The 24,899-nt window shown below is 71.9% G+C and carries 20 protein-coding genes and 4 tRNA genes; 10 read left to right on the top strand and 14 right to left on the bottom strand.

Features of this window, described 5'->3' with window-relative positions; translation table 11 throughout:
• Positions 1-96 precede the first annotated feature (96 nt).
• The 3 genes from IE287_RS30510 to IE287_RS30520 form a co-directional block, all read right to left on the bottom strand.
• The gene (locus tag IE287_RS30510) at positions 97-2,409 is read right to left on the bottom strand and encodes a DEAD/DEAH box helicase (protein ID WP_189852472.1); all 2,313 of its coding nucleotides are present in this window, start codon (positions 2,407-2,409) and stop codon (positions 97-99) included.
• Between the two features lie 199 nt (positions 2,410-2,608).
• A complete protein-coding gene (locus IE287_RS30515) occupies positions 2,609-3,340 on the bottom strand; it encodes a hypothetical protein (protein ID WP_189852473.1) in 732 nt (243 codons plus the stop codon).
• 176 nt (positions 3,341-3,516) lie between these two features.
• Positions 3,517-3,867, bottom strand: a complete 351-nt coding sequence (locus IE287_RS30520; RefSeq protein ID WP_189852474.1) for a metallopeptidase family protein — start codon at positions 3,865-3,867, stop codon at positions 3,517-3,519.
• A gap of 105 nt (positions 3,868-3,972) precedes the next feature.
• Between IE287_RS30520 and IE287_RS30525 the strand changes: the two genes are divergently transcribed.
• The 3 genes from IE287_RS30525 (at position 3,973) to IE287_RS30535 (ending at position 4,273) form a co-directional block, all read left to right on the top strand.
• Positions 3,973-4,045: transfer RNA gene (locus IE287_RS30525), tRNA-Glu, on the top strand.
• Between the two features lie 58 nt (positions 4,046-4,103).
• A tRNA-Asp gene (locus IE287_RS30530) sits at positions 4,104-4,177 on the top strand.
• Between the two features lie 22 nt (positions 4,178-4,199).
• Positions 4,200-4,273, top strand: a tRNA-Phe gene (locus tag IE287_RS30535).
• Positions 4,274-4,403: 130 nt separating this feature from the next.
• Here IE287_RS30535 and IE287_RS30540 read toward each other — a convergent pair.
• Together IE287_RS30540 and IE287_RS30545 are read right to left on the bottom strand one after the other, a co-directional pair.
• Positions 4,404-5,240 (bottom strand): cytochrome c biogenesis CcdA family protein, encoded by an 837-nt coding sequence (locus IE287_RS30540; protein ID WP_189852475.1) that lies wholly within the window; start codon positions 5,238-5,240, stop codon positions 4,404-4,406.
• Positions 5,237-5,992: a DsbA family protein gene (locus tag IE287_RS30545; protein WP_189852476.1), complete on the bottom strand. Its 756-nt coding sequence runs from the start codon at positions 5,990-5,992 to the stop codon at positions 5,237-5,239. The genes IE287_RS30540 and IE287_RS30545 overlap by 4 nt, the downstream gene beginning before the upstream one ends.
• Positions 5,993-6,121: 129 nt before the next feature.
• Here IE287_RS30545 and hrpA point away from each other — a divergent pair, with 129 nt between their 5' ends.
• Together hrpA and IE287_RS30555 are read left to right on the top strand one after the other, a co-directional pair.
• Complete coding sequence (gene hrpA, locus IE287_RS30550) at positions 6,122-10,108, top strand: ATP-dependent RNA helicase HrpA (protein ID WP_189852477.1); 3,987 nt, start codon at positions 6,122-6,124, stop codon at positions 10,106-10,108.
• 84 nt (positions 10,109-10,192) lie between these two features.
• Positions 10,193-10,266 (top strand) — tRNA-Asp (locus IE287_RS30555).
• 436 nt (positions 10,267-10,702) lie between these two features.
• Here IE287_RS30555 and bldC read toward each other — a convergent pair.
• Complete coding sequence (gene bldC, locus IE287_RS30560) at positions 10,703-10,909, bottom strand: developmental transcriptional regulator BldC (RefSeq protein ID WP_003949541.1); 207 nt, start codon at positions 10,907-10,909, stop codon at positions 10,703-10,705.
• A 546-nt stretch (positions 10,910-11,455) separates the two neighbouring features.
• On the bottom strand, positions 11,456-12,310 hold the full coding sequence (locus IE287_RS30565) for a DUF8083 family protein (RefSeq protein WP_189852478.1): 855 nt from the start codon (positions 12,308-12,310) through the stop codon (positions 11,456-11,458).
• A 138-nt stretch (positions 12,311-12,448) separates the two neighbouring features.
• Between IE287_RS30565 and IE287_RS30570 the strand changes: the two genes are divergently transcribed.
• Positions 12,449-13,543, top strand: a complete 1,095-nt coding sequence (locus IE287_RS30570; RefSeq protein WP_189852479.1) for a Leu/Phe/Val dehydrogenase — start codon at positions 12,449-12,451, stop codon at positions 13,541-13,543.
• Positions 13,544-13,833: 290 nt separating this feature from the next.
• A complete protein-coding gene (locus IE287_RS30575) occupies positions 13,834-14,088 on the top strand; it encodes a DUF3073 domain-containing protein (protein WP_189852480.1) in 255 nt (84 codons plus the stop codon).
• Positions 14,089-14,273: 185 nt separating this feature from the next.
• On the opposite strand, the gene purM is transcribed toward IE287_RS30575, so the two are convergent.
• Together purM and purF are read right to left on the bottom strand one after the other, a co-directional pair.
• The gene (gene purM / locus IE287_RS30580) at positions 14,274-15,347 is read right to left on the bottom strand and encodes a phosphoribosylformylglycinamidine cyclo-ligase (protein WP_189852481.1); all 1,074 of its coding nucleotides are present in this window, start codon (positions 15,345-15,347) and stop codon (positions 14,274-14,276) included.
• Between the two features lie 52 nt (positions 15,348-15,399).
• Positions 15,400-16,926: an amidophosphoribosyltransferase gene (gene purF, locus IE287_RS30585; protein ID WP_189852482.1), complete on the bottom strand. Its 1,527-nt coding sequence runs from the start codon at positions 16,924-16,926 to the stop codon at positions 15,400-15,402.
• A gap of 306 nt (positions 16,927-17,232) precedes the next feature.
• Here purF and IE287_RS39525 point away from each other — a divergent pair, with 306 nt between their 5' ends.
• Both IE287_RS39525 and IE287_RS30590 read left to right on the top strand, forming a co-directional pair.
• Positions 17,233-17,325, top strand: a complete 93-nt coding sequence (locus tag IE287_RS39525) for a putative leader peptide (protein WP_359175083.1) — start codon at positions 17,233-17,235, stop codon at positions 17,323-17,325.
• Between the two features lie 117 nt (positions 17,326-17,442).
• Positions 17,443-18,846, top strand: a complete 1,404-nt coding sequence (locus tag IE287_RS30590) for a sulfatase-like hydrolase/transferase (protein WP_189852483.1) — start codon at positions 17,443-17,445, stop codon at positions 18,844-18,846.
• Here IE287_RS30590 and IE287_RS30595 read toward each other — a convergent pair.
• Positions 18,840-19,664, bottom strand: a complete 825-nt coding sequence (locus IE287_RS30595; protein WP_189852484.1) for an META domain-containing protein — start codon at positions 19,662-19,664, stop codon at positions 18,840-18,842. The genes IE287_RS30590 and IE287_RS30595 overlap by 7 nt on opposite strands.
• Before the next feature lie 147 nt (positions 19,665-19,811).
• Entirely contained in the window at positions 19,812-20,600 is a 789-nt protein-coding gene (locus IE287_RS30600) for a maleylpyruvate isomerase family mycothiol-dependent enzyme (protein WP_189852485.1), read from the bottom strand.
• Between the two features lie 66 nt (positions 20,601-20,666).
• Between IE287_RS30600 and IE287_RS30605 the strand changes: the two genes are divergently transcribed.
• Positions 20,667-21,074 carry a nuclear transport factor 2 family protein gene (locus IE287_RS30605; protein ID WP_189852486.1) on the top strand — a complete coding sequence of 136 codons (408 nt, stop codon included), beginning with the start codon at positions 20,667-20,669 and terminating at the stop codon, positions 21,072-21,074.
• A 385-nt stretch (positions 21,075-21,459) separates the two neighbouring features.
• Here IE287_RS30605 and purL read toward each other — a convergent pair whose 3' ends face one another.
• Genes purL through purS form a run of 3 tightly spaced genes read right to left on the bottom strand, consistent with a single transcriptional unit; the run spans position 21,460 to position 24,631 of the window.
• Complete coding sequence (gene purL, locus IE287_RS30610; RefSeq protein ID WP_189852487.1) at positions 21,460-23,709, bottom strand: phosphoribosylformylglycinamidine synthase subunit PurL; 2,250 nt, start codon at positions 23,707-23,709, stop codon at positions 21,460-21,462.
• Positions 23,709-24,389 (bottom strand): phosphoribosylformylglycinamidine synthase subunit PurQ, encoded by a 681-nt coding sequence (purQ, locus tag IE287_RS30615; protein WP_043224763.1) that lies wholly within the window; start codon positions 24,387-24,389, stop codon positions 23,709-23,711. The genes purL and purQ overlap by 1 nt, the downstream gene beginning before the upstream one ends.
• Entirely contained in the window at positions 24,386-24,631 is a 246-nt protein-coding gene (gene purS, locus IE287_RS30620; RefSeq protein ID WP_015035032.1) for a phosphoribosylformylglycinamidine synthase subunit PurS, read from the bottom strand. Before purS ends, purQ begins: the two co-directional genes overlap by 4 nt.
• Between the last annotated feature and the right edge of the window lie 268 nt (positions 24,632-24,899).

Below are 24,899 nucleotides of genomic sequence, written 5' to 3' on the forward strand. Positions count from 1 at the left end.
GACCGATGAGGGGGCCCGGGGGTTGTACGCCGGACACGACGAACCCCCGTGACAGCGGATGTCACGGGGGTTCGTGGTGCGTCAGGTCACACCGGCTCAGCCGTTGCGCTTCCAGCGGGGCTTGTCGTCGCGGCGGGCGCCACCGAAGGAGGAGCCGGACGGACGGTGGTCGTCGCGGCGGAAGCCGCCGCCCGAGGGGCGGTCGTCGCGGCGGAAGCCGCCGCCGGAGGGACGGTCGTCACGACGGTCGCGGTTGAACGGACGGTCGTTGTCCCGGCGGAAGCCGCCCGACGGACGGTCGTCGCGGCGGAAGCCGCCGGACGGACGGTCGTTGTCGCGGCGGAAGCCACCGCCGGAGGGACGGTCGTCACGGTCGCGGAAGCCACCGGACGGACGGTCGTTGTCCCGGCGGAAACCACCGGACGGACGGTCGTCACGGCGGAAGCCGCCACGGTCGCCGCCGCGGTCGTCACGGTCGCGGAAACCACCGGAGGGGCGGTCGTTGTCCCGGCGGAAACCACCGGACGGACGGTCGTCACGGTCGCGGAAACCACCGGACGGACGGTCGTTGTCCCGACGGAAACCGCCCGACGGACGGTCGTCACGGTCGCGGAAACCACCGGACGGACGGTCGTTGTCCCGGCGGAAACCACCGGACGGACGGTCGTCGCGGCGGAAGCCGCCGGACGGACGGTCGTTGTCGCGGCGGAAGCCGCCACGGTCGCCACCGCGGTCGCCGCCGCGGAAGCCGCCGCGGTCGTCGCGGTCGCGGTTGAAGCCACCGCGGTCGCGGCGCTCGTAGTTGCCCCGCTCGTCGCGGGCCGGGCGCTCCTCGCGGCGCTGCTCCTCGCGGGCGGCGCGCTCGGCCTCGGCGGCGGCCGCGGCGACCTCGGCCTCGGCGGCCTCGGTGACCTCGGCGACGGCCGACTCCGGGTCCTCGCCGCGCTCGCGGGCGGCCTGGGCGACGAGGCGGTCGGCCTCCTCGCGGAGCTCGACGGCACGGCGCTGGAGGCGCTCCAGCTGACGGGTCAGGTCGACGACCTCGCGCTCGGCCTGCTTGGCCGAGTTGTTCGCCGAGTCGGCCTGGACCTCGGTCAGCGAACGGGCGCCGGTGATCTCGGCGACCTCGGGGTCGAAGGCGCCGGCGCCGCCGACGATGTGGCGCGAGGCGTCGACGCCCGCGTCCTCCATGAGGCGGAAGATCTGGCGGCGCTGGTGCGGCAGGGCCAGGGAGACCACGACGCCGGAGCGGCCGGCACGGGCGGTGCGGCCCGAGCGGTGCAGGTAGTCCTTGTGGTCGCCGGCCGGGTCCACGTTGAGGACCAGGTCGATGCCGTCGACGTGGATGCCGCGGGCGGCGACGTCGGTGGCGACGAGGACGTTGACGTAACCGTCCTTGAAGTCGGCGAGCGTGCGGGTACGGGCGCCCTGGGTCATGCCGCCGTGCAGCGCGTCGGCCTTCACGCCGGACTCGCGCAGCTGCTCGGCCACGCGGTCGGCACCGAGCTGGGTGCGGACGAAGATGATCGTGCGGCCCTTGCGGGCGGCGATCGCGGCGGTGACCGGGGCCTTGTCCTTCGGCTTCACGACGAGGACGTGGTGGGTCATGGTGGTGACGGCGCCGGCGGACGGGTCGACCTCGTGGGTGACCGGGTTCACCAGGTAGCGCTTGACCAGGCTGTCGATCTCGTTCTCCAGCGTGGCGGAGAAGAGGAGGCGCTGGCCGCCGGCCGGGACCTGGTCGAGGAGCTCGGTGACCTCGGGCAGGAAGCCCAGGTCGGCCATCTGGTCGGCCTCGTCGAGGACGGCGACCTGGACCTGCTCCAGGGAGCAGGCGCCGCGGTTGATGATGTCGCGCAGACGGCCCGGGGTGGCGACGAGGATGTCGACGCCGCGCTCCAGGGCGTAGATCTGGTTGCCCATCGACGTACCGCCGCAGACGACCTTCATCCGGAGGCCGAGCACGTCGCCGTAGGGCTGGAGGGCGTCCGCGACCTGCATCGCGAGCTCACGGGTCGGGGTGAGGATGACGCCGCGGGGCTTCTTCTTCTCGGTGTCGCCGCCGGCCAGGGTGGCGAGCAGCGGGAGGCCGAAGGAGAGGGTCTTGCCGGAGCCGGTGCGGCCGCGGCCCAGGATGTCCTTGCCGGCCAGGGCGTCCGGGATGGTCGCGGCCTGGATCGGGAAGGGGGTGGTCACGCCGTTCTGCGCGAGCTTGCGGACGACGCCCTCGGGCAGACCCAGGTCACCGAAGGTGATCTCGGGGGTCGCGTCGGCGTCGTCGGCCTCGTCGGCCGGGTCGGCGGCCTCGACGGCCTCGTCGGTGATCTCTGCGTCGTCAGCCAGCTCGACGATCTCGGTGATCTCGTCGTTCTCGGGCATGACGGCGTGGTCAGAACTGGAAATGGACATGCGAAATGCGAAACCTTCCGGAGTCTCGGCACGCGCCCGTCAACTCCGTGTTTCGCACAAGACCGCCTCTATGCGGTCAGCCACGGCAAGGGAGAGTACGCGCCAGTCACGGCGCTCTTCGGTCGTGGCGCCGGGCAAATGGGATCAAACGATCTACCACCATACGCACCCTCCCCCACTCAAGGCAAACCGGCCCGGGTCACACCGGGCTCACCTGCGGCGATGCCACCGGCTCGGTGGCGGGACCGACGGCCCCGGCGGCCCGCAGACCACCCATCTGGGTGGAGGGTCCCTCGCTCGGCGGATCGCTCGGGTGGGAGGTCGGCTCGGGCGTGGGTTCGGGCGTCGGCTCCTGGGTCGGCTCCGGCGAAGGGGTCGGCTCCGCGGTGGGCTCCGGCGAGGGGGTGCCGCCACCGCCCGGCGCGCCGCCGGCCTCCCCGCCGGCCCCGCCCGTGCCACCGCCGTCCCCGGCGCCGCCCGCGCCCCCGCCGGCCCCGCCCGCGTCCCCGCCGCCCGCCGCGCCGCCGGCCCCGCCGGCCGTCCCGGCGTGGCCGCCGGCCGTGCCGCCCGCGGAGTCCTGCCGGGGCGGCACCGTCCCGCCGGGCTCGCCCGGCTCCGGGGTCCGCTCGCCCGGGGAGGGCGAGGCGGAGGCGGAGGGCGAGCCGCTCGGGACCGGCGTCTCGCCGTCCCCGCCGGCCGCGTCGGGGCCGCCGGGCCGGCCGCCGTGGCCGCCGCCGTGCGCGCCCCCGCCGCCGTCCGGGGCGCCGGGGCCGCCGTCCGGCTCGGCCGACGCTCCCGGCTTCCCCCCGCTCGCCCCCGGCGCGGGCCTGGCGCCCTCGTCGCTCACACTCATACAGCCGCTCAGGCCGGCGCACGCGGCGACCGCGAGGGCGGCGGCGGCCCATCGAACGCGGGTGGGATAACGGCGCACGGAGGCACCTCCAGGGCTACGGAAAGGCGGGGAAGGAACGCTTCCCCCTGCCCAACTCCCCAGGCGCCACAAGGGACACGGCGCGGCGGCCCCTTGTTCGAGCGGGATCCCCCGCCCCGTCGCGCCCGCCCGTCGCGCCCCCGGCGTCCCGTCCGCCCCGCCGCGTCCCGGGCGGCTCAGCCGTAACCGAGCGCGTGCAGCCGCTCGTCGTCGATGCCGAAGTGGTGTGCGATCTCGTGGACCACGGTGATCTCGGTCTCGGCCACCACGTCCTCGCGGGACTCGCACATCCGCAGCGTCGGCCCCCGGTAGATCGTGATCCGGTCGGGCAGCACGCCCGCGTACCACTCGCCGCGCTCGGTCAGCGGCGTCCCCTCGTAGAGCCCGAGCAGGTCGGGATCGTCCGGAGAGGGCTCGTCCTCCACGAACACCGCGACGTTGTCCATCAGCCGCGTCAGCTCCGGCGGGATCCGGTCCAGGGCCTCGGCGACAAGCTCCTCGAACTCCTCGCGCGTCATCTCCAGCACGAGCCCATTCTCCCCTCCCCGGAAACCGTTTTGGCGATACCGCCCGCCATCCCATATGCTTCTCACGTCCCCGACGCGCTGAGAAGCGCCCAGGTGGGGCCGTTAGCCCTCATCGTCTAGTGGCCCAGGACGCCGCCCTTTCAAGGCGGTAGCACGGGTTCGAATCCCGTTGGGGGCACGCACAATCCTGTGCGAGAATCTTTCTCGCACGACAGCAACACCAAGCAACACCAGATGGTCCTGTGGAGCAGTTGGTTAGCTCGCCACCCTGTCAAGGTGGAGGTCGCGGGTTCAAGTCCCGTCAGGATCGCTGAGGTCAGCAATGGCCTCGTGGCTGGGTAGCTCAGTTGGTACGAGCGATCGCCTGAAAAGCGATAGGTCGCCGGTTCGACCCCGGCCCCAGCCACAAGATCGAAGGGCCCCGTTCGCGAGAACGGGGCCCTTCGTCATGAGCGGACCCGGGAGGGGAACCTCCGGGGAGGGAAACCTCCGGGAAGAAGGATCCCGGGGCCCTCCCGGCGGAAGGGCCCCGCCCCTCACTCCGTCCGGCCCGCCCGCACCCGGCCCCGGCCCCGTCCCGCCGCCACCAGGCCCGCCACCGCGACGACCGCCACCAGCAGCGCCCAGTCCGGCACCGCGCGGCCCCACCCGGCCACCCACTGCTCCACCGCGAAGGAATCGTCCACCGAGAGCAGCCCCGGCAGCGCGGTCGTCCCGTCGAAGACCAGGAAGAGCGTGCCCAGGGCCACGAAGAAGAGGCCCGACACCAGCGAGGTCGAGTGGATCGCGAACCGCCCGGCCCGCAGCTCCCGGCCGCGCAGCCAGCGCCGCCGCCCCAGCTCGTACCGCTCCCACAGCAGCGCGAGCACGAACAGCGGCACCGCCATCCCGAGCGCGTACACCGCGAGCAGCAGCCCCCCGTAGGCCGCGCTGCCGCTCAGCGCCGCCACCGTCAGCACGCTGCCGAGGATCGGGCCCGCGCAGAAGCCGGCCAGGCCGTAGACCAGGCCGAGGGCGTAGACCGAGAGCGCCGAGGTCGGACGGATCCGGCCGCTCGCCTCCGCCATCCGGCGGGAGGCGAAGCCCAGGCCCAGGATCTGGAGGACGCCGAGCCCGATGATCAGCCAGCCGCCCGCCGCCACCAGCAGGTCCCGGTGGCCGTAGAAGAAGCGGCCCGCCAGCGAGCCCGCCGCGCCCAGCGGCACCAGGGTCGTCGCCAGGCCCGCGTAGAGGATCGCGGTCCGCGCCACCAGCTTCGCCCGGTTCTCGATCGAGTACGCGAAGAAGGCCGGCAGCAGCAGGGCGCTGCACGGGCTGAGCAGCGCGAGGAGACCGCCGAGGAAGGCCGCGAAGTAGCCGATCCCGGCCGTCACCGCGGGGTCCCCGCCCGTCCGGCCCCCGCCTTCTCCGCCGCCGCCTCGATCGCCTCCGTGAAGGTCTCCAGGGGCTGGGCGCCCGCGATCGGCCGGCCGTTGACCAGGAACGACGGGGTGGAGGAGGCGCCGAGGGCGTACCCCTGCTCCTGGTCCTTCCGCACCGCCGCGCGGGCCGCCGCGCCGCCGCTGTCCTTCGTGAAGCGGGCCAGGTCCGGCACGCCCGCCTCCGCCGCGAGGGCGCGCAGCCGCTCCTCTCCGAAGCCCTTCTCCTTGGCCCCCTCCGCGTACGCCGCCTTGTGGAACTGCCAGAAGCGGCCCTGCTCGCCGGCCGCCCAGGCGGCGCGCGCCACGGCCTCCGACTCCTCGCCGAAGATCGGGAAGTTCCGCCACTCGATGCGCAGGGTGCCGTCCTCGACGTACTTCTCGATCAGGGCGGGCTCGGTGTCCCGGGCGAACTTCCCGCAGTAGCCGCACTTGAAGTCGGCGTACTCGATCAGCACCACCGGAGCGTCGGCCCGGCCCAGCGCCAGCCCGTCGGACGCGTCCCGGCGGGCGTACTTCTCCAGCTCCGGGTAGACCCCGGACGCCGGGTCGGCGGAGACCTCGGCGACGGAGGGGGAACCGGCGGCGGACGGATCGGCCGGCTTGGTCGCGGTGTACGAGACGAGGCCGAGCAGCGCGGCGGCGACGGCCACGCCGGCGACGATCAGCGCGGGGCGGGTCTTGGGGGAGGAGTGAGGGCTGGACATGGGGTGCACTCTAGACACGGAGCCGGAACACTCCGTGAGCAAGGGGTCCAAGCCGCCACAATCCGGCCGTCACGGCGCTCGTAAATCGGTTCGCCGCTTCTCGGCCGCAGGTGCGATCCTGGATTCCGTATGTCTACTTCCTTCGCCGCCCTCCAGTCCGTCCTGGCCGGGGTCTCGCTGCGGGACTCCCACCGGCTCGGCCGTCGTCTCGAAGGCGCCCGCCGCATCCGCAAGCCCGAGGCCCGCGAGGCCGTCCTGGACGAGATCGCCGCAGAGGCGGCCAAGGCCAAGGAACGCGTCGACGGGCGCGCCGCCCGCGTGCCCGCCGTCACCTACCCCGAGCAGCTCCCGGTCTCCCAGAAGAAGGACGAGATCCTGGAGGCGATACGCGACCACCAGGTCGTGATCGTCGCCGGTGAGACCGGCTCCGGGAAGACCACGCAGATCCCGAAGATCTGTCTGGAGCTGGGCCGGGGCGTCCGGGGCATGATCGGGCACACCCAGCCGCGCCGGATCGCCGCCCGCACGGTCGCCGAGCGCGTCGCCGAGGAGCTGAGGACCCCGCTCGGCGAGGCCGTCGGCTGGAAGGTCCGCTTCACCGACCAGGTGAACCCCGACGCGACCTTCGTGAAGCTGATGACCGACGGCATCCTGCTCGCCGAGATCCAGACCGACCGCGAGCTGCGCGCCTACGACACGATCATCATCGACGAGGCCCACGAGCGGTCCCTCAACATCGACTTCCTGCTCGGCTACCTGGCCCAGCTGCTCCCCCGGCGCCCCGACCTCAAGGTCGTCATCACCTCCGCGACCATCGACCCGGAGCGCTTCTCCCGCCACTTCGGCGACGCGCCGATCGTCGAGGTCAGCGGGCGCACGTACCCGGTCGAGGTCCGCTACCGGCCGCTCCTGGAGGAGGATTCCGAGGAGTCCGACCGGGACCAGATCACCGCGATCTGCGACGCCGTGGACGAGCTCCGGAAGGAGGGGCCCGGCGACGTCCTGGTCTTCCTCTCCGGCGAGCGGGAGATCCGCGACACCGCGGACGCCCTCACCAGGAAGAAGCTCTTCGACACCGAGATCCTGCCGCTGTACGCCCGGCTCTCGCACGCCGAGCAGCACCGCGTCTTCCAGGCCCACTCCGGCCGCCGGATCGTCCTCGCGACCAACGTCGCCGAGACCTCGCTGACCGTCCCCGGCATCAAGTACGTGATCGACCCGGGCACCGCCCGCATCTCGCGCTACTCCCACCGCACCAAGGTCCAGCGGCTCCCCATCGAGGCGATCTCGCAGGCCAGCGCCAACCAGCGCAAGGGCCGCTGCGGCCGCACCTCGGACGGCATCTGCATCCGGCTCTACTCCGAGGACGACTTCCTCACCCGGCCGGAGTTCACCGACGCCGAGATCCTCCGCACCAACCTCGCCTCCGTCATCCTCCAGATGACCGCGGCCGGCCTCGGCGACATCGAGAAGTTCCCCTTCATCGACCCGCCGGACCACCGCAACATCCGGGACGGCGTCCAGCTCCTCCAGGAGCTCGGCGCGCTCGACCCCGCCGAGAAGGACCCGAAGAAGCGGCTCACCGAGCAGGGCCGGAAGCTCTCGCAGCTGCCCGTCGACCCGCGGCTCGCCCGGATGGTCCTGGAGGCCGACAGGAACGGCTGCGTCCGCGAGGTCATGGTCATCGCGGCCGCGCTCTCCATCCAGGACCCGCGCGAGCGGCCCTCCGAGAAGCAGGCCCAGGCCGACCAGCAGCACGCCCGCTTCAAGGACGAGACCAGCGACTTCCTCGCCCTCCTCAACCTGTGGCGGTACGTCCGCGAGCAGCAGAAGGAGCGCGGCTCCTCGTCCTTCCGCCGGATGTGCAAGCAGGAGTACCTGAACTTCCTGCGCATCCGCGAGTGGCAGGACATCTACAGCCAGCTGCGGACCGTCGCCAAGCAGATGGGGATACACCTCAACGAAGAGGACGCGCCGGAGCACTCCGTCCACGTCTCCCTCCTCTCCGGCCTCCTCAGCCACATCGGTCTGAAGGACGTGAAGGAGTCCAAGGAGGGCGCCGCCAAGGACGGCCGGCGGGAGGGCACCCGGAACGAGTACCTCGGCGCCCGCAACGCCAAGTTCGCGATCTTCCCCGGCTCCGCGCTCTTCAAGAAGCCCCCGCGGATGGTGATGTCCGCCGAACTGGTGGAGACCTCCCGGCTCTGGGCCCGGGTGAACGCCCGGATCGAGCCCGAGTGGATCGAGCCGCTCGCCCAGCACCTGGTGAAGAAGACGTACAGCGAGCCGCACTGGGAGAAGGACCAGGCGGCGGTCATGGCGTACGAGAAGGTGACGCTGTACGGCGTCCCGATCGTCGCCGACCGCAAGGTGAACTACGGGCGGATCGACCCCGAGGTCTCCCGCGAGCTGTTCATCCGCAACGCCCTGGTGGAGGGCGACTGGCGCACCCACCACAAGTTCTTCTCCGACAACCGCAAGCTGCTCACCGAGGTCGAGGAGCTGGAGCACCGGGCCCGCCGCCGGGACATCCTCGTCGACGACGAGACGCTCTTCGACTTCTACGACAAGCGGGTCCCCGAGCACGTCGTGTCCGGCGCCCACTTCGACTCCTGGTGGAAGCACAAGCGCCACGAGGCGCCGGAGTTCCTCGACTTCGAGCGCGAGATGCTCATCAACGAGAAGGCCGGGGCCGTCACCAAGGACGACTATCCGGACTCGTGGCGGCAGGGCGCGCTGAAGTTCCGCGTGACGTACCAGTTCGAGCCGGGCGCGGACGCGGACGGCGTGACCGTCCACGTGCCGCTGCAGGTCCTGAACCAGGTGACGGACGAGGGCTTCGACTGGCAGATCCCCGGCCTGCGCGAGGAGGTCGTCACCGAGCTGATCCGCTCGCTGCCGAAGCCGATCCGCCGCCACTACGTGCCCGCGCCGAACTACGCCGGCCGCTTCCTGGACGCCGTCGTGCCGGTCCAGGAGCCGCTGACGACGGCGCTGGCGCGCGAGCTCCAGCGGATGGTCGGCGTCCCGCTGACGCCGGAGGACTTCGACTGGGCGAAGGTCCCCGAGCACCTCAAGATCACTTTCCGGATCGTCGACGAGCGGCGCCGGAAGCTGGCCGAGGACAAGGACCTGGAGACGCTGCGCCTGAAACTGCGCCCCAAGGCCCGCCAGGCGCTCTCCAAGGCCGCCCAGGCGGCGACGGCGGGCCCGGACGGCTCCGGTCCCTCCCTGGAGCGCGCGGGGCTGAGGGAGTGGAGCATCGGGACGCTCACGCGGGTCTTCGAGACCAAGCGGGGCGGACAGCCGGTGAAGGCGTACCCGGCGCTGGTCGACGAGGGCGACAGCGTGGCGGTGCGGCTCTTCGACTCGGAGGCCGAGCAGGCGCAGGCGATGTGGCGGGGCACCCGGAAGCTGATCATGCTGAACATCCCGGTGAACCCGGCGAAGTTCGCCTCGGAGAAGCTGACCAACCAGCAGAAGCTGGCCCTGTCGGCGAACCCGCACGGCTCCATCCAGGCCCTCTTCGACGACTGCGCCACCGCCGCCGCCGACCGGCTGATCGCGGAGCACGGCGGGCCGGCGTGGGACGAGGAGTCCTTCCGGAAGCTGTACGACAAGGTCCGCGCCGACCTGGTGGAGCTGACCGTCCGCACGGTGGGCCAGGTCCAGCAGGTCCTGGCCGCCTGGCAGGCCTGCGAGCGGCGCCTGAAGGCCACCACGAGCCCCGCGCTGCTGCCGAACCTCCAGGACGTGCGCACGCAGCTCTCCTGGCTGGTGCCGGCCGGTTTCGTGACCCGCACGGGCCTGAAGCGGCTGCCGGACCTGATGCGCTATCTGGTGGCGGTGGACCGGCGGCTCCAGCAGATGCCGACCGGGGTCCAGCGGGACACCACCCGGATGGAGAAGGTCCACGAGATGCTCGACGAGTACGCGTGGCTCCTGGAGCAGCTGCCGAAGGGCCGGCCGGTCCCCGCCGAGGTCACGGACATCCGCTGGATGATCGAGGAGTTGCGGGTGAGCTACTTCGCGCACGCGCTGGGCACCGCCCATCCGGTGTCGGACAAGCGGATCGTGAAGGCGATCGACGCCGCGGTCCCGGGCCCGGCGCGGTAGCGGAGCCCTCGCCGCCGGTGAGTTCGACCAGACCGCTGACCTGCTGTACAGTTCTTCTCGCAGCCAAGGAAGACCGGCTGCGAGGGCTCTGTGGAGCAGTTGGTTAGCTCGCCACCCTGTCAAGGTGGAGGTCGCGGGTTCAAGTCCCGTCAGAGTCGCTTCGCGAGAAGGCCCGCATCGTTTCGATGCGGGCCTTCTTCGTCGTGCGCGGGCGCATGTTCCAGCTCCACCCGAACGGGGGACCTTAGTCCCACGGGCCGATGACCAACGGCGGTCCGGGGGCCGATCCCGGGGTGGCAGGCTGTTCAGTGACAAGAGGTGGGCAGTGTGACGGGAGTCACTGAAACCCGTTCAGAAACCCCCTCGTTTACACCACCCCTACAACAGCTCAATTTAATATGTGCAATTGCACCCATGTTCGACGTGTGGGGCCGGGCACAAAAACACGATCGCGCCGGACCCGGCGGAGTCCAGCGCGATCGATGACGGTGGCCTGTTGGGGCAGGAACCGCCGGCAGAGCTGTGGGTGGGCGACCGGATTGGGGGATCCGGACGTGCCCGGTGTTACGGGGTGCTGCGTGTGCGTCCGAAGCCTCAGGCCTCGCTGCGCTGCTGCGGAATGCCCGCCAGCAGGGCGCGAACCTCGGCCTCGCGGTAACGACGGTGTCCACCCAGGGTGCGGATGGACGTGAGCTTGCCGGCCTTGGCCCAGCGAGTCACCGTCTTCGGGTCGACGCGGAACATCGTGGCGACCTCGGCAGGGGTCAGCAGCGGCTCGGCATCAGGGGTGCGAGCGGTCATGAGCGGCCTCCTCGGGAGAACCGAACCTTCTCGGTTCTTTCCTCTAAATTCTGCACCTTGACCCGCCTTGCCCGAAATGGCAGAAGCGGGCCGAGTCGGTTATAGGACGAACGGCTTGTCCTCGGCACTACAACTACACCATCCGTCCAGCCGCGTCGGCCAAACCGATGGAATTGCCCTCGCAGGTGTTCATCAGCGGCGGAAGTCGACTGACCATGCCATAACGGACAGTCACGCCACTGTGACGATCAGTCACAGAGCGATCAGGAGTCCTCAGACCCCCCATAGAGTGCAATGCTGAGCGTTCCGCCCAAAGTTGGGCGGAAGGAACCCTCCCCGGACTCCTTGTCCTATTTTGGCACGAGGGTAGGCGATCGACGCAAGGGTGCGTTTAGTGCTGTCCGTCACCCTTGAGTCAAAGGCCCGGTTCAGGACCAACGTCCTGCCGGATCCGGCCAGATCGATCCGGCCAGTCACCCTGAAGATCATTTACCCCGGAGCGGGGCGTCTTGTCCATGGACACCTGACGAAGATGCCCGACCTATGTCAATTCGCCTGGCGCAGGCCCCTGACGGCCCGCCAGCGCTCCGCGAGCCGCGTGTACACCTCGCCCGCCGCCTCGTCGTCCCCCGCCCGCAGCGCCGCGAGCCCGGCCGCCACGTCGGCCGCCGACCGGTCCTCCGCCAGCCGTTCCTCCGCCACCGCGTGCACCAGACCGCCGTAGTCCAGCTCCACCAGCGCCCGCGGGTGGAACTCCTCCAGCCACCGGCCCACGTCGACCAGCCCCTGCGCCAGCGGCCCCTCGTCCGCCGAGTCCCGCAGCGCGCGCAGCGCCCGCGCCAGCCGGCGCCGCGCCTGCGCCATCGTCGTCCGGTAGAGCAGCACCGGCGCCCGGCCCGCCGCCCGGTCCCCCGCCTCGTACCGCCGCTCCTCGTCCCCGAAGAGGGCGAACCAGCGCAGCGGCACCTGCCAGACCGCCGTCCGGATCCACGGCCGCGCGTCCGGGTTCCGCTCCAGCCACCGCTCGTGGTCCGTCTCCACCTGGGCCCGCACGACCGGCGGCAGCATCGCGTCCAGGACCGGCTCCGGCAGACCGCCCTGCGCCACCAGGTCCCGCAGCGCCAGCCACCCCCGCAGCCGGGTCCGCCACGGGCAGATCACCACGCCCCCGTCCAGGTGCGCCACGAAGGCCTCGCCGCTCTCGTGCACCGGGACCGGCACCGGCGGCACCGGCACCAGGTCCGCCAGCGACCGCCGCAGCTCCTCCTGGGCCCCGGGGGTGCCCGCCCGGCGGGCGTAGCGCGCCCAGTGGGTCCGCTCCGGCTCGGGAAAGGCGGCCAGCGGCTCGTACACCCGCAGGTAGGAGGCGTACGGGACGAGCAACCTGGAGTCGACCGACATGTCGCGAATCCTTCCACGCGGGTACTCCGCGAGGGGGTGATCCGGCCCACTCCGCCCTTCCTACGCCCAGGTAGGACTTAATCTCGTGGCGCAATGGTCCTCCCCCACCCGCAGGGGGGACCTCCCGCCGCTTCTTCCTTGGGAGTCACCACAGTGACCGCAACTGAAGGCGTCCTGCACACCCTGTTCCACTCGGAGCAGGGCGGCCACGAGCAGATCGTGCTCTGCCAGGACCGCGCCACCGGCCTCAAGGCCGTCATCGCCCTCCACAACACCGCCCTCGGGCCCGCCCTCGGCGGCACCCGCTTCTACCCGTACGCCACCGAGGCCGACGCCGTCGCCGACGCCCTCAACCTGGCCCGCGGGATGTCGTACAAGAACGCCATGGCCGGACTCGACCACGGCGGCGGCAAGGCCGTGATCATCGGTGACCCCGAGCAGATCAAGACCGAGGAACTCCTCCTCGCCTACGGGCGCTTCGTCGCCTCCCTCGGCGGCCGCTACGTGACGGCCTGCGACGTCGGCACCTACGTCGCCGACATGGACGTCGTGGCCCGGACCAACCGGTGGACCACCGGCCGCTCCCCCGAGAACGGCGGCGCCGGCGACTCCTCCGTCCTGACCGCCTTCGGCGTCTTCCAGGGCATGCGCGCCTCCGCCCAGCACCTGTGGGGCGACCCGACCCTGCGCGGCCGGAAGGTCGGCGTCGCCGGCGTCGGCAAGGTCGGCCACTACCTCGTCGAGCACCTCCTGGAGGACGGCGCCGAGGTCGTGATCACCGACGTGCGCGAGGAGTCGGTGCGCCGGATCACCGACAAGCACCCGCAGGTCCAGGTGGTCGCCGACACCGACGCCCTGATCCGCGTCGAGGGGCTGGACGTCTACGCGCCGTGCGCGCTGGGCGGCGCGCTGAGCGAGGAGACGGTGCCGTTCCTCACCGCGGGCGTCGTCTGCGGTGCGGCCAACAACCAGCTCGCCCACCCGGGCATCGAGAAGGACCTCGTGGAGCGCGGGATCCTCTACGCCCCCGACTACGTGGTGAACGCCGGCGGCGTCATCCAGGTCGCCGACGAGCTGCACGGCTTCGACTTCGACCGGTGCAAGGCGAAGGCCGCGAAGATCTTCGACACCACCCTGGAGATCTTCGCACGTGCGAAGGCCGATGGGATCCCGCCGGCCGCGGCCTCCGACCGCATCGCCGAGCAGCGGATGTCCGAGGCGCGCCGGGGCTGAGTCCCGCCCCGCCACGGGGAGTGGCCGCCCCGCCGTCCGGGAGACTTCGCTCACGCCCGTCGGCGGGTCGGCCCCCCAGAAGAGGTTAAAATCGCGACTGACCAGCGAGGAAAGGGCGCCTCGATGGTTCTGTACCGGGGTATGTGATGCGCGCGGCGTACCGTAGACCCGAGGAAACAGGTACCGTTGAAGCCCTACGGACCGGTCTCTCTGTCGAGAGTCCGTTTCGCATCATGAACGCGTGTCAAGACTCTGGGGCCAAAGAGCCCCGTCACCGAGGGGGTCGAGCCATGGGGCGCGGCCGGGCAAAGGCCAAGCAGACCAAGGTCGCCCGCCAGCTGAAGTACAGCAGCGGCGGGACTGACCTGTCGCGTCTGGCCAATGAGCTGGGCGCTTCGACTTCGAGCCAGCCGCCGAATGGCGAGCCGTTCGAGGACGACGACGAGGAAGACGACCCGTACGCTCAGTACGCGGACCTCTACAACACGGACGACGAGGACGAGGACGACGAGTCCGGTCCGCAGTCGTCCCGGCGTCGCGCTTGACCTTCTGAACGCCGAAACTCGGTCCGGGCCTCCCGGACCGGGTTTTCGTGCTGCTCAGGGCGGTACCGGGCGATGAGGAAGCCGCCGGAGCCGCACGGGCCGGATCCACGGCCGCGCGGAGCGGAGACACGAGGAAGGGGCACCCCGCAGGCGGGGTGCCCCTTCCTCGTACGCCCGTGGCGCGACTACTTCGCGTAGTCGCCGACCAGCTCCGCTCCGGAGGCCTTCTCGCCCCGCTCGGTGATCTCGCCGGCGACCCAGGCGTCGAGCCCGCGGTCGGCCAGCGTGGCGAGGGCGGCGTCGGCCGACTCGGCGGGGACGACGGCCATCATGCCGACGCCCATGTTGAGGGTCTTCTCCAGCTCCAGGCGCTCCACCCGGCCGGCGGTGCCGACGAGGTCGAAGATCGCGCCCGGGGCCCAGGTGGAGCGGTCCACGGTGGCGTGCAGCCCGTCCGGGATCACCCGGGCCAGGTTGGCCGCGAGACCGCCGCCGGTGATGTGGCTGAAGGCGTGCACCTCGGTGGTCCGGGTGAGCGCCAGGCAGTCCAGCGAGTAGATCCGGGTGGGCTCCAGGAGCTCCTCGCCCAGGGTGCGGCCCAGCTCCTCGACCTGCTGGTCGAGACGCATGCCGGCGCGGTCGAAGACCACGTGGCGGACGAGCGAGTACCCGTTGGAGTGAAGCCCGGAGGAGGCCATGGCGATGACCGCGTCCCCCGTACGGATGCGATCGGCGCCGAGCAGGCGGTCGTGCTCCACGACACCGGTGCCGGCGCCGGCCACGTCGAAGTCGTCCGGGCCGAGGAGGCCCGGGTGCTCCGCCGTCTCGCCGCCGACCAGGGCGCAGCCGGCGAGGACGCAGCCCTCGGCGATGCCCTTGACGATGGAGGCGACCCGCTCCGGGTGGACCTTGCCCACGCAGATGTAGTCGGTCATGAAGAGCGGCTCGGCGCCGCAGACGACGATGTCGTCCATGACCATGGCGACCAGGTCGTGGCCGATGGTGTCGTACACGCCCATCTGGCGGGCGATGTCGACCTTCGTGCCGACGCCGTCGGTCGCCGAGGCGAGCAGCGGACGCTCGTAGCGCTTGAGGGCGGAGGCGTCGAAGAGGCCGGCGAAGCCGCCCAGGCCGCCGAGGCCGGCGACCTCGGGGCGCTGGGTCTTCTTCACCCACTCCTTCATGAGCTCGACGGCGCGGTCGCCCGCCTCGATGTCGACGCCCGCAGAGGCGTAGCTGGCACCAGTGGTCTGAGACATGGGGTTCAGAGCTTTCGTGTCGTTACTGCGTCACTGCGGGTGCAGCGGGATCTCACGGACGGCGCAGGGCGTCGGCGGCCGCGGTGGCGGCCGGCCCGGCGGCCAGCTCCGTCTCCAGGAGCTGCTTGCCGAGCAGCTCGGGGTCCGGCAGCTCCATCGGGTACTCGCCGTCGAAGCAGGCGCGGCAGAGGTTCGGCTTGTCGATGGTGGTCGCCTCGATCATCCCGTCGATGGAGATGTACGAGAGCGAGTCCGCGCCCAGCGACTTGCCGATCTCCTCGATCGACATGCCGTTGGCGATCAGCTCCGCGCGGGTGGCGAAGTCGATGCCGAAGAAGCACGGCCACTTCACCGGCGGGGAGGAGATCCGGATGTGGATCTCGGCCGCGCCGGCCTCGCGGAGCATCCGGACCAGGGCGCGCTGGGTGTTGCCGCGGACGATGGAGTCGTCGACGACGACCAGGCGCTTCCCCTTGATGACTTCCTTGAGGGGGTTCAGCTTCAGCCGGATGCCGAGCTGGCGGATGGTCTGCGAGGGCTGGATGAAGGTGCGCCCGACGTAGGCGTTCTTCACCAGGCCGGCGCCGAAGGGGATGCCGGAGGCCTCCGCGTAGCCGATGGCGGCGGGGGTGCCGGACTCCGGCGTCGCTATGACCAGGTCGGCCTCGACCGGCGCCTCCTTGGCGAGGCGGCGGCCCATCTCCACGCGGGAGAGGTAGACGTTCCGGCCGGCGATGTCGGTGTCCGGGCGGGCCAGGTAGACGTACTCGAAGACACAGCCCTTCGGCTTCGCTTCCGCGAATCGAGAGGTGCGGATGCCGTTCTCGTCGATCGCGATCAGCTCGCCGGGCTCGACCTCGCGGACGAAGCTGGCGCCGCAGATGTCGAGGGCCGCGGACTCGGACGCGACCACCCAGCCGCGCTCCAGCCGGCCGAGGACCAGCGGGCGGATGCCCTGCGGGTCACGGGCGGCGTAGAGCGTGTGCTCGTCCATGAAGACGAGGGAGAAGGCGCCCCGGACCTCGGGGAGGACCTTCGCGGCGGCCTGCTCGATGGTGAGCGGCTTGCCGTCCCCGTCCACCTGGCCGGCGAGGAGCGCCGTGACCAGGTCGGTGTCGTTGGTGGCGGCGACCTGGGTGGCGCGGCCGTCCTTCTTGGGAAGGTCGGCGACCATCTCGGCCAGCTGCGCCGTGTTCACCAGGTTGCCGTTGTGGCCGAGCGCCAGCGAACCGTGGGCGGTGGCCCGGAAGGTCGGCTGGGCGTTCTCCCACACGGAGGCCCCGGTGGTCGAGTAGCGGGCGTGACCGACCGCGATATGACCCTGGAGGGAACCGAGAGAGGTCTCGTCGAAGACCTGGGACACGAGGCCCATGTCCTTGAAGACGAGGATCTGGGAGCCGTTGCTGACCGCGATTCCCGCGGATTCCTGACCCCGATGCTGGAGGGCGTAGAGCCCGAAGTACGTGAGCTTTGCGACCTCTTCACCCGGAGCCCAGACACCGAAGACGCCACACGCGTCCTGGGGGCCTTTCTCGCCGGGGAGCAGGTCGTGATTGAGTCGACCGTCACCACGTGGCACGTCTTCGAGTCTAGGGGACCTCGACCGCAGGTCCGAATGGAAGAACGGTCCGTGGACGGCCCCCGTGCGATCGCACCAAAAGATCGCCGCGCACTTGGAGGGGCCTACAAGGCAGGTGGCGGAAGGGTTCTCCCCCCGCACACCCCCTCGGACCACCCGCTCGTACCGGCCCGCCGGACCCTCCGCGATGTGACGCAGAACGCACGGACCGGGGGTTTCACGGGCGTTTCGATCACGCGAACTACGCGCGTCGACCCGGGGGTCGGGCGTTGACCCGGACCCGCCCTTCGGCGAGGCTCCTGATCCATGCAGCCCCGCAGTGACCGAGCGGTCACCCTCGTCCGGCGCCGGCACGTGGACCTCGTCCGTGTCGCGAGCGCCGGCTGTCGCCGCGCCTGACCGGCCGGCCCCGCCCGTCCTGCCCGCTGCCCCTCCCCTCCGCACCCCCGCCCGCGGCGCCGTCCCCCGCCCGCCGGGTCCCGGAGGCATGCCCGTACGTCCTTCTGGAGACTCGACATGTCCACGCCCCTGTCCCGCCGGGCCTTCGGCGGAGCCGCCGCCGGCGCCGCCGCGGTGGCCGCCGTCGGCGCCGCCCCCGCCCACGCGGCGCCCGCCCCGGCCGCCGCCCCCGCGGAGCGCCCCTTCCGGGCCGCCCGCCCGCGCCGCCACTCCCGGCGGCCGAACATCCTCTTCATCCTGGGCGACGACCTCGGCTGGGCCGACCTCTCCTCGTACGGCTCCCCGCACATCCGCACCCCGCACCTCGACCGGCTCGCCCGCGACGGCGTCCGCTTCACCGACGCCTACTCCGGCTCCGCGACCTGCTCCCCCACCCGCTTCAGCCTCTACACCGGCCGCTACCCGGGCCGCACCAGGGGCGGCCTCGCCGAGCCGATCGCCGACAGGTCCGCCGGCCTGGAGCCCACCCACCCCACGCTCGCCTCGCAGCTCCGCGACTCCGGCTACGCCACCGCCCTCATCGGCAAGTGGCACTGCGGCCACCTCCCCGACTACTCCCCCACCAAGTCCGGCTGGGACGAGTTCTTCGGCAACTTCGGCGGCGCCCTGGAGTACTACTCCAAGCTCGGCCCCGGCGGCGAGTACGACCTCTACGAGGGCGACGCCGAGTACAAGGACCTCCGCTACTACACGCGGATCCTCACCGAGCGGGCGAGCGAGTACGTGAGCCGCGACCACGAGAAGCCGTGGCTGCTCAACCTCAACTTCACCACCCCGCACTGGCCGTGGATCGCCGACGGCGACGAGGAGGCGAGCGCCGAGATCGTCCGCCGCATCAGGGCCGGCGACCGCTCGGCCCTCTGGCACCAGGACGGCGGCTCGATCGGGAAGTACAAGGAGATGGTCGAGGACCTCGACCGCTCGATCGGCCGGGTCCTCGAGGCGCTCCGGCGCTCCGGCCGGGAGCAGGACACCCTCGTCTTCTTCGCCAGCGACAACGGCGGCGAGCGCTTCTCCTACAACTGGCCGCTCGCCGGCAGCAAGGGCTCCCTCCAGGAGGGCGGCATCCGCGTCCCCTCGATCCTGCGCTGGCCCGCCCGGATCGACGGCGGCCAGGTCAGCGACCTGCCCGTCTTCACCCCCGACTGGACGGCGACCCTGCTCGACCTGGCCGGCGCCCGCCCCCACCCCGCCTATCCGCTCGACGGCACCAGCCTCGCCGGACACCTGCTGCGCGGCGAGGAGGTGCCCGAGCGGGACCTCTTCTGGCGGGTCCGGGGCGAGCGGGCGCTGCGCCGCGGCGACTGGAAGTACTACCGGGGCAAGTCCGGACGCGACCAGCTCTTCCACCTCGCCGAGGACGCCCGCGAGCAGGCGGACCGGGCGCCCTACGAGCAGGCCAGGCTCGCCGAGTTCCGGGCCGCGTGGGAGCGGATCGACGCGGGGCTGCTGCGCTACTGAGCCGGCGGGGCCGCCCGGGCGGTCAGGCCCTGGCCCGCGCCGTCGGTGAGGGTCAGGGTCCGGTGGTCGAGCCGGTAGGAGAGGGGGCCGTCGAGGAGCTCGTACAGCTGCGTCTCCAGGCTCATCTGCGGGCTCGCGCACATCATCCGGGTGGTGGCGGCGGGGCCGTCGACGGTGAGCGCGCGGGCCTTCTCGTCGATGCGGACGGCGGCCGAGAAGTCGTTGCAGCCGAGGTTGCCGGTGATCCGGCCGTCCGCACCGATCACCAGGCGGGCCTTGGTCTCGGCGCCGGCCGGGAGCGAGGCCGCGGTGTCGCCGGAGACCAGGCCGTCGACCTTCCACGTGGTGCCGCGCAGCGGGGCGGACGGTTCGGCGGCCAGCTCGACCTTCCGCGCGCCGTCCGCCGAGGCGAGGGTGAGGGCGCCCTCCCGCATCGTGCCCTCCAGGGGGCCGGTGAAGGCGGCGAGGAAGGCCTTCTCGAAGCGCTGCAGGTCGCCGGGGCAGCCCTTCTCCGTGACCTCCTCCGGGGTGACGGTGACGGTGCTGCCGGCCACGGCGACGGTCGCGCCGAAGTGGTTGCAGCCGGTGCTGCCGCGGGCGCGCCCGCTCTCGGCGAAGTCGACGGCGGCACCGTCCGGGGCCGTCGAGCGGCCGCCGTCCACGGTGACCGCGGCCACCGTCCAGTGCGTGCCGGTGAGCGGGAGGTCGGGGTCCGCCGCACCCCCGCTCCCCGCCCCCGGCCCGCCGCAGGCGGTGAGGACGGGCAGGGCGGCGGCCAGCAGGACGGCGGCGGCGAGGGTGCTGCGCGGCTTCGGCATGCCGATGGGACGCGGCGGACGGGCGGCGGGTTCCCCGGTGCGCCCCTCGGGGGAGGGCCGCCGCCGTGCCCCGCGGGGCCGTCGCGGTCCCTCACGCGACCGTTTCCCTCCCTCACGGGGCGGCCGCCGTCCCCCGCGGGGTGCGTCTCAGCCCATCACGGGGAGCAGCCCCGCCAGATCGGCGCGTTCGCCGCTGGCGGCGATCCGGGCCGCGTCGAGTTCGGTCGCCCAGTCGGTGCGTCCGGTGGCCAGCCGGATCCAGGTCAGCGGGTCCGTCTCCACGACGTTCGGCGGGGTGCCCCGGGTGTGCCGGGGGCCCTCCACGCACTGCACCACCGCGTACGGCGGGATCCTGACCTCCACCGCGCCGCCGGGGGCCTTCGCCGCGAGGGCGTCGGCGAGCAGCCGGGTGCAGGCGGCGAGCGCCTGCCGGTCGTAGGGGATCCCGGCGCCGGTCGCGGCGGCCAGGTCGTCGGTGTGGACGACGAGTTCGACGGTGCGGGTGACGAGGTGGTCGGCGAGCGTCATGGCGCCGAAGCGGGTCGGCAGGAGCCGCTCGCCGTCCGTGCCGGCCAGCGCCCTCGCGAAGTCGTCGGCCACGCGCGCGTACAGCCCGGGCAGGTCGGCGGCGTCGAGCGCCCGCACGTCCTCGTCGATGCCGGCGGCCCCGGTCGCGGTGGCGAGGGGCCAGTCGAGCAGGGCGAGTTCGCGGCGGGCGGGCTCGGGGCCCTCGATGCCGCGGACGACCGTGCCGAGCGCCATGGTGAGGTGCGCGGCCAGCTCCCGCACGGTCCACGTGCCCAGCCGGGTGGGCCGGTCGAGCGCCTCCGGCGGCAGGGCGAGGACCGCGTCCCGTACGTGCCCGAACTGGGCGGAGACGGCGGTCCGGATCTTGTCGGGGTCGTAGCTGCGGGCGCGTTTCCTGGCGGGTGGCATGGCCCGAGGCTAACGCCGAGACTTGAGGGAGGGGGGAAACCCCTCAGGAAAGGCAGTGGCGGGACCATGACCCATCACGAGCACCCCGACGCGGCTGTCGTGCGCCGGGGGTACGCAGCGTTCACCGCCGGTGACATGGAGACGCTCGCCTCCCTCATGACCAGCGACTGCACGCACCACTCGCCCGGCGAGAGCCAGATGTCCGGGCACTTCAAGGGCCGGGACAACGTCCTGGGCCACTACGGCAAGCTCGCCGAACTGACCGGCGGCACCTTCCGGGTGGAGCTGAAGGGCGTCTACCCGGACGGCAGGGGCCACGTGATGGCCGTCCACACCTGGCACGGCGACAAGGGAGACCGGGGCATCGAGATGGACGGCGGCCTCTTCTTCACCCTCATCGGCGGCCGGATCTCCGACATCGACGAGTGCGTGGCGGACATCCCCGAGTCGGACGCCTTCTGGGGAGCGGGCTAGCCGCCGGCGGACGCGGTCCCGGCCGGGAGGCCCTCCCGGGCCGCGAGGTGCCCCGGGCCGGCACGGTGGAGGTCTCGCCGCCCCGGGGGACGCCGACGCCCCGCCGGGCGAGAGGAGGACCGGCAGCGAGGCCCGGCCGAGGTGGTCGCGCTGCCGGTCCTCGGCGTGCACGACGGTGGCGTCGGCGGCCGCGAGGACCGGGGCGCCGAAGGCGGGGTGCGCGCCGGGGCGGCGGGCGAGCGGGACGCGGGCCGCGGCGCGGCGGGCGGCGACGGCGAGGCCCGCGTCGAGCAGCACGGCGGCGGCGCGGGGCAGCCGGCCGGCGGCGTACGGGGTACGCGAGAACCCCCGCCCGAGCGGAGCGGGGGTTCTCGGTGGAGCTTCCTCAGGCCAGCAGGCCCGGGATGGTCGCCTCGTGCGCGGTGCGCAGCTCCTCCAGGGAGAGCGCGAACTCGCCCTGCACGTCGACCGCGTCGCCGTCGACGACGCCGATGCGGGTCGCCGGCAGGCCGCGGGCGCCGCACATGTCGGTGAAGCGGAGCTCCTCGCTGCGCGGGACGGCGACGACCGCGCGGCCCGCCGACTCCGAGAAGAGGAACGTGAAGGCGTCCAGGCCCTCGGGGACGACCAGGCGCGCGCCGTTCCCGCCGCGCAGGCAGGACTCGACGACCGCCTGCACGAGACCGCCGTCGGACAGGTCGTGCGCCGCGTCGATCATGCCGTCGCGGGAGCCCGAGATCAGGATCTCGCCGAGCAGCTTCTCCCGGTCGAGGTCCACGGCCGGCGGCATGCCGCCGAGGTGCTGGTGGATCACCTCGGACCAGGCCGACCCGCCGAACTCCTCCTTGGTGTCGCCCAGCAGGTAGAGGAGCTGGCCCTCTTCCGCGAAGGCGATCGGGGTGCGGCGGTCGACGTCGTCGATCACACCGAGGACGGCCACGACGGGCGTCGGATGGATGGCGACCTCACCGGTCTGGTTGTACAGCGAGACGTTGCCGCCGGTGACCGGGGTGCCCAGCTGGAAGCAGCCGTCGGCGAGGCCGCGGGTGGCCTCGGCGAACTGCCACATCACGGCCGGGTCCTCGGGCGAGCCGAAGTTCAGGCAGTCCGAGATGGCCAGCGGCTTGGCGCCGGAGGCGGCGACGTTGCGGTACGCCTCCGCCAGCGCGAGCTGCGCGCCCGTGTACGGGTCGAGCTTGGCGTACCGGCCGTTGCCGTCGGTCGCCATGGCCACGCCGAGGTTGGTCTCCTCGTCGATGCGGACCATGCCCGCGTCCTCGGGCTGCGCCAGGACCGTGTTGCCCTGCACGAACCGGTCGTACTGGTCCGTGATCCAGGACTTCGACGCCTGGTTCGGGGAGGAGACGAGCCTGAGGACCTGGTCCTTCAGCTCGGCGCCGTCCTGCGGCCGGGGCAGCTTGCCGGCGTCGTCGGCCTGGAGCGCGTCCTGCCACTCCGGACGGGCGTACGGCCGGTGGTAGGTCGGGCCCTCGTGGGCGACGGAGCGCGGCGGCACGTCGACGATCTGCTCGCCGTGCCAGAAGATCTCCAGGCGCTCGCCCTCGGTGACCTCACCGATGACGACCGCGATGACGTCCCACTTCTCGCAGATCTCCAGGAAGCGGTCGACGTGCTGCGGCTCGACGATCGCGCACATCCGCTCCTGCGACTCGCTCATGAGGATCTCCTCGGGCGAGAGCGTCGCGTCGCGCAGGTGCACCTTGTCGAGGTCCACGCGCATGCCGCCGGAACCGGCCGAGGCCAGCTCGGAGGTGGCGCAGGAGAGCCCGGCGCCGCCGAGGTCCTGGATGCCCGCGACCAGCTTCTCCTGGAAGATCTCCAGGGTGCACTCGATGAGGAGCTTCTCCTGGAACGGGTCGCCGACCTGGACGGCGGGGCGCTTGGTCGGCTTGGTGTCGTCGAAGGTCTCGGACGCGAGGACCGAGACGCCGCCGATGCCGTCGCCGCCCGTGCGGGCGCCGTAGAGGATGACCTTGTTGCCGGGGCCGGAGGCCTTGGCGAGGTGGATGTCCTCGTGCTTCATCACGCCGATGCAGCCGGCGTTGACCAGCGGGTTGCCCTGGTAGCAGGAGTCGAAGACGACCTCGCCGCCGATGTTGGGCAGGCCCAGGCAGTTGCCGTAGCCACCGATGCCGGCGACGACACCGGGCAGCACGCGCTTGGTGTCGGGGTGGTCGGCCGCGCCGAAGCGCAGCGGGTCGACGACCGCGACCGGGCGGGCGCCCATGGCGAGGATGTCGCGGACGATGCCGCCCACGCCGGTGGCCGCGCCCTGGTAGGGCTCGATGTACGAGGGGTGGTTGTGCGACTCGACCTTGAAGGTGACCGCGTACCCCTGGCCCACGTCGACGACGCCGGCGTTCTCGCCGATGCCGACGAGCATGGCGTCGTTCTCGGGGGTCTTCTCGCCGAACTGCTTCAGGTGGACCTTGCTGCTCTTGTAGGAGCAGTGCTCGGACCACATGACGGAGTACATGGCGAGCTCGGCGCCGGTGGGACGGCGGCCGAGGATCTCGCGGATGCGCGCGTACTCGTCCTCCTTGAGGCCGAGCTCCTTCCAGGGCTGCTCGCTGTCCGGCGTCTCGCTCGCGTGCTTGACGGTGTCGAGGCTCATCAGGCGTTGACCAGCTTCTTGAGGATCGAGGTGAAGAAGCCGAGACCGTCCGTCTTACCGGTGCCGATCAGCGGCTCGACGGCGTGCTCGGGGTGCGGCATGAGGCCGACCACGTTGCCCGCGGCGTTGGTGATGCCCGCGATGTCGCGGAGCGAGCCGTTGGGGTTCACGTCCAGGTAGCGGAAGGCCACCCGCCCCTCGGCCTCCAGCTCGTCGAGCGTGCGCTCGTCGGCGACGTACCGGCCGTCCATGTTCTTGAGCGGGACCTCGATCTCCTGGCCCGCGGAGTAGTCCGAGGTCCAGGCGGTCTCCGCGTTCTCCACCCGCAGCTTCTGGTCGCGGCAGATGAAGTGGAGGTGGTTGTTGCGGAGCATCGCGCCCGGCAGCAGGTGGGCCTCGGTGAGGATCTGGAAGCCGTTGCAGATGCCGAGGACCGGCATGCCGGCCTTCGCCTGCTCGATGATCGTCTCCATCACCGGCGAGAAGCGGGAGATGGCGCCGGCCCGCAGGTAGTCGCCGTAGGAGAAGCCGCCGGCGAGGACCACGGCGTCGACCTGCTTGAGGTCCTTGTCGCGGTGCCACAGGGAGACCGGCTCGGCGCCCGCGAGGCGGGCGGCGCGCAGCGCGTCCTGGTCGTCGAGCGTGCCGGGGAAGGTGACGACGCCGATGCGAGCGGTCACGACTCGACCTTCACGACGAAGTCTTCGATCACGGTGTTGGCGAGGAAGGTTTCGGCCATCTCATGGATGCGGGCGAGGGCGGCGTCGTCGACCGGTCCCTCCACCTCCAGCTCGAAGCGCTTCCCCTGACGGACGTCGGCGATTCCGGCGAACCCGAGGCGGGGCAGTGCACGCTGCACCGCCTGTCCCTGCGGGTCGAGGATCTCCGGCTTGAGCATGACGTCGACTACGACGCGTGCCACTGGCACTCCCGGTGGTGTGTTGCGTGGGCGGTTCCCTCAGCGTACCTGCCTCCAAATTCTACGCGGGTAGAGATCTGAAGGATCCTACAAATGCGCAGGCTGGAAGCCGCCCCCGGCAGCGATCCGCTCCAAACGCCCCGCACCCCGCCGCACATGAAATGCGAGTGAAATATTGCGCCCTCCATTGCCCCGGGACACGCTGAGACAATTGACAGGGCTTCACAATGCGAGGCCCGTCACTGTACAAAGGAATCCAGAGGAAAACAGC

The organism is Streptomyces omiyaensis, from assembly GCF_014650895.1.
Classification (GTDB): domain Bacteria; phylum Actinomycetota; class Actinomycetes; order Streptomycetales; family Streptomycetaceae; genus Streptomyces; species Streptomyces omiyaensis.

Coding starts and splice junctions, on each gene's coding strand:
- IE287_RS30510 (WP_189852472.1), bottom strand. CDS start 2,409: ATGTCCATTTCCAGTTCTGACCACGCCGTCATGCCCGAGAACGACGAG.
- IE287_RS30545 (WP_189852476.1), bottom strand. CDS start 5,992: ATGTCCAGCCCTCACTCCTCCCCCAAGACCCGCCCCGCGCTGATCGTC.
- hrpA (WP_189852477.1), top strand. CDS start 6,122: ATGTCTACTTCCTTCGCCGCCCTCCAGTCCGTCCTGGCCGGGGTCTCG.
- bldC (WP_003949541.1), bottom strand. CDS start 10,909: ATGACCGCTCGCACCCCTGATGCCGAGCCGCTGCTGACCCCTGCCGAG.
- IE287_RS30565 (WP_189852478.1), bottom strand. CDS start 12,310: ATGTCGGTCGACTCCAGGTTGCTCGTCCCGTACGCCTCCTACCTGCGG.
- IE287_RS30575 (WP_189852480.1), top strand. CDS start 13,834: ATGGGGCGCGGCCGGGCAAAGGCCAAGCAGACCAAGGTCGCCCGCCAG.
- purM (WP_189852481.1), bottom strand. CDS start 15,347: ATGTCTCAGACCACTGGTGCCAGCTACGCCTCTGCGGGCGTCGACATC.
- IE287_RS39525 (WP_359175083.1), top strand. CDS start 17,233: ATGCAGCCCCGCAGTGACCGAGCGGTCACCCTCGTCCGGCGCCGGCAC.
- IE287_RS30590 (WP_189852483.1), top strand. CDS start 17,443: ATGTCCACGCCCCTGTCCCGCCGGGCCTTCGGCGGAGCCGCCGCCGGC.
- IE287_RS30595 (WP_189852484.1), bottom strand. CDS start 19,664: ATGCCGAAGCCGCGCAGCACCCTCGCCGCCGCCGTCCTGCTGGCCGCC.
- IE287_RS30600 (WP_189852485.1), bottom strand. CDS start 20,600: ATGCCACCCGCCAGGAAACGCGCCCGCAGCTACGACCCCGACAAGATC.
- IE287_RS30605 (WP_189852486.1), top strand. CDS start 20,667: ATGACCCATCACGAGCACCCCGACGCGGCTGTCGTGCGCCGGGGGTAC.
- purL (WP_189852487.1), bottom strand. CDS start 23,709: ATGAGCCTCGACACCGTCAAGCACGCGAGCGAGACGCCGGACAGCGAG.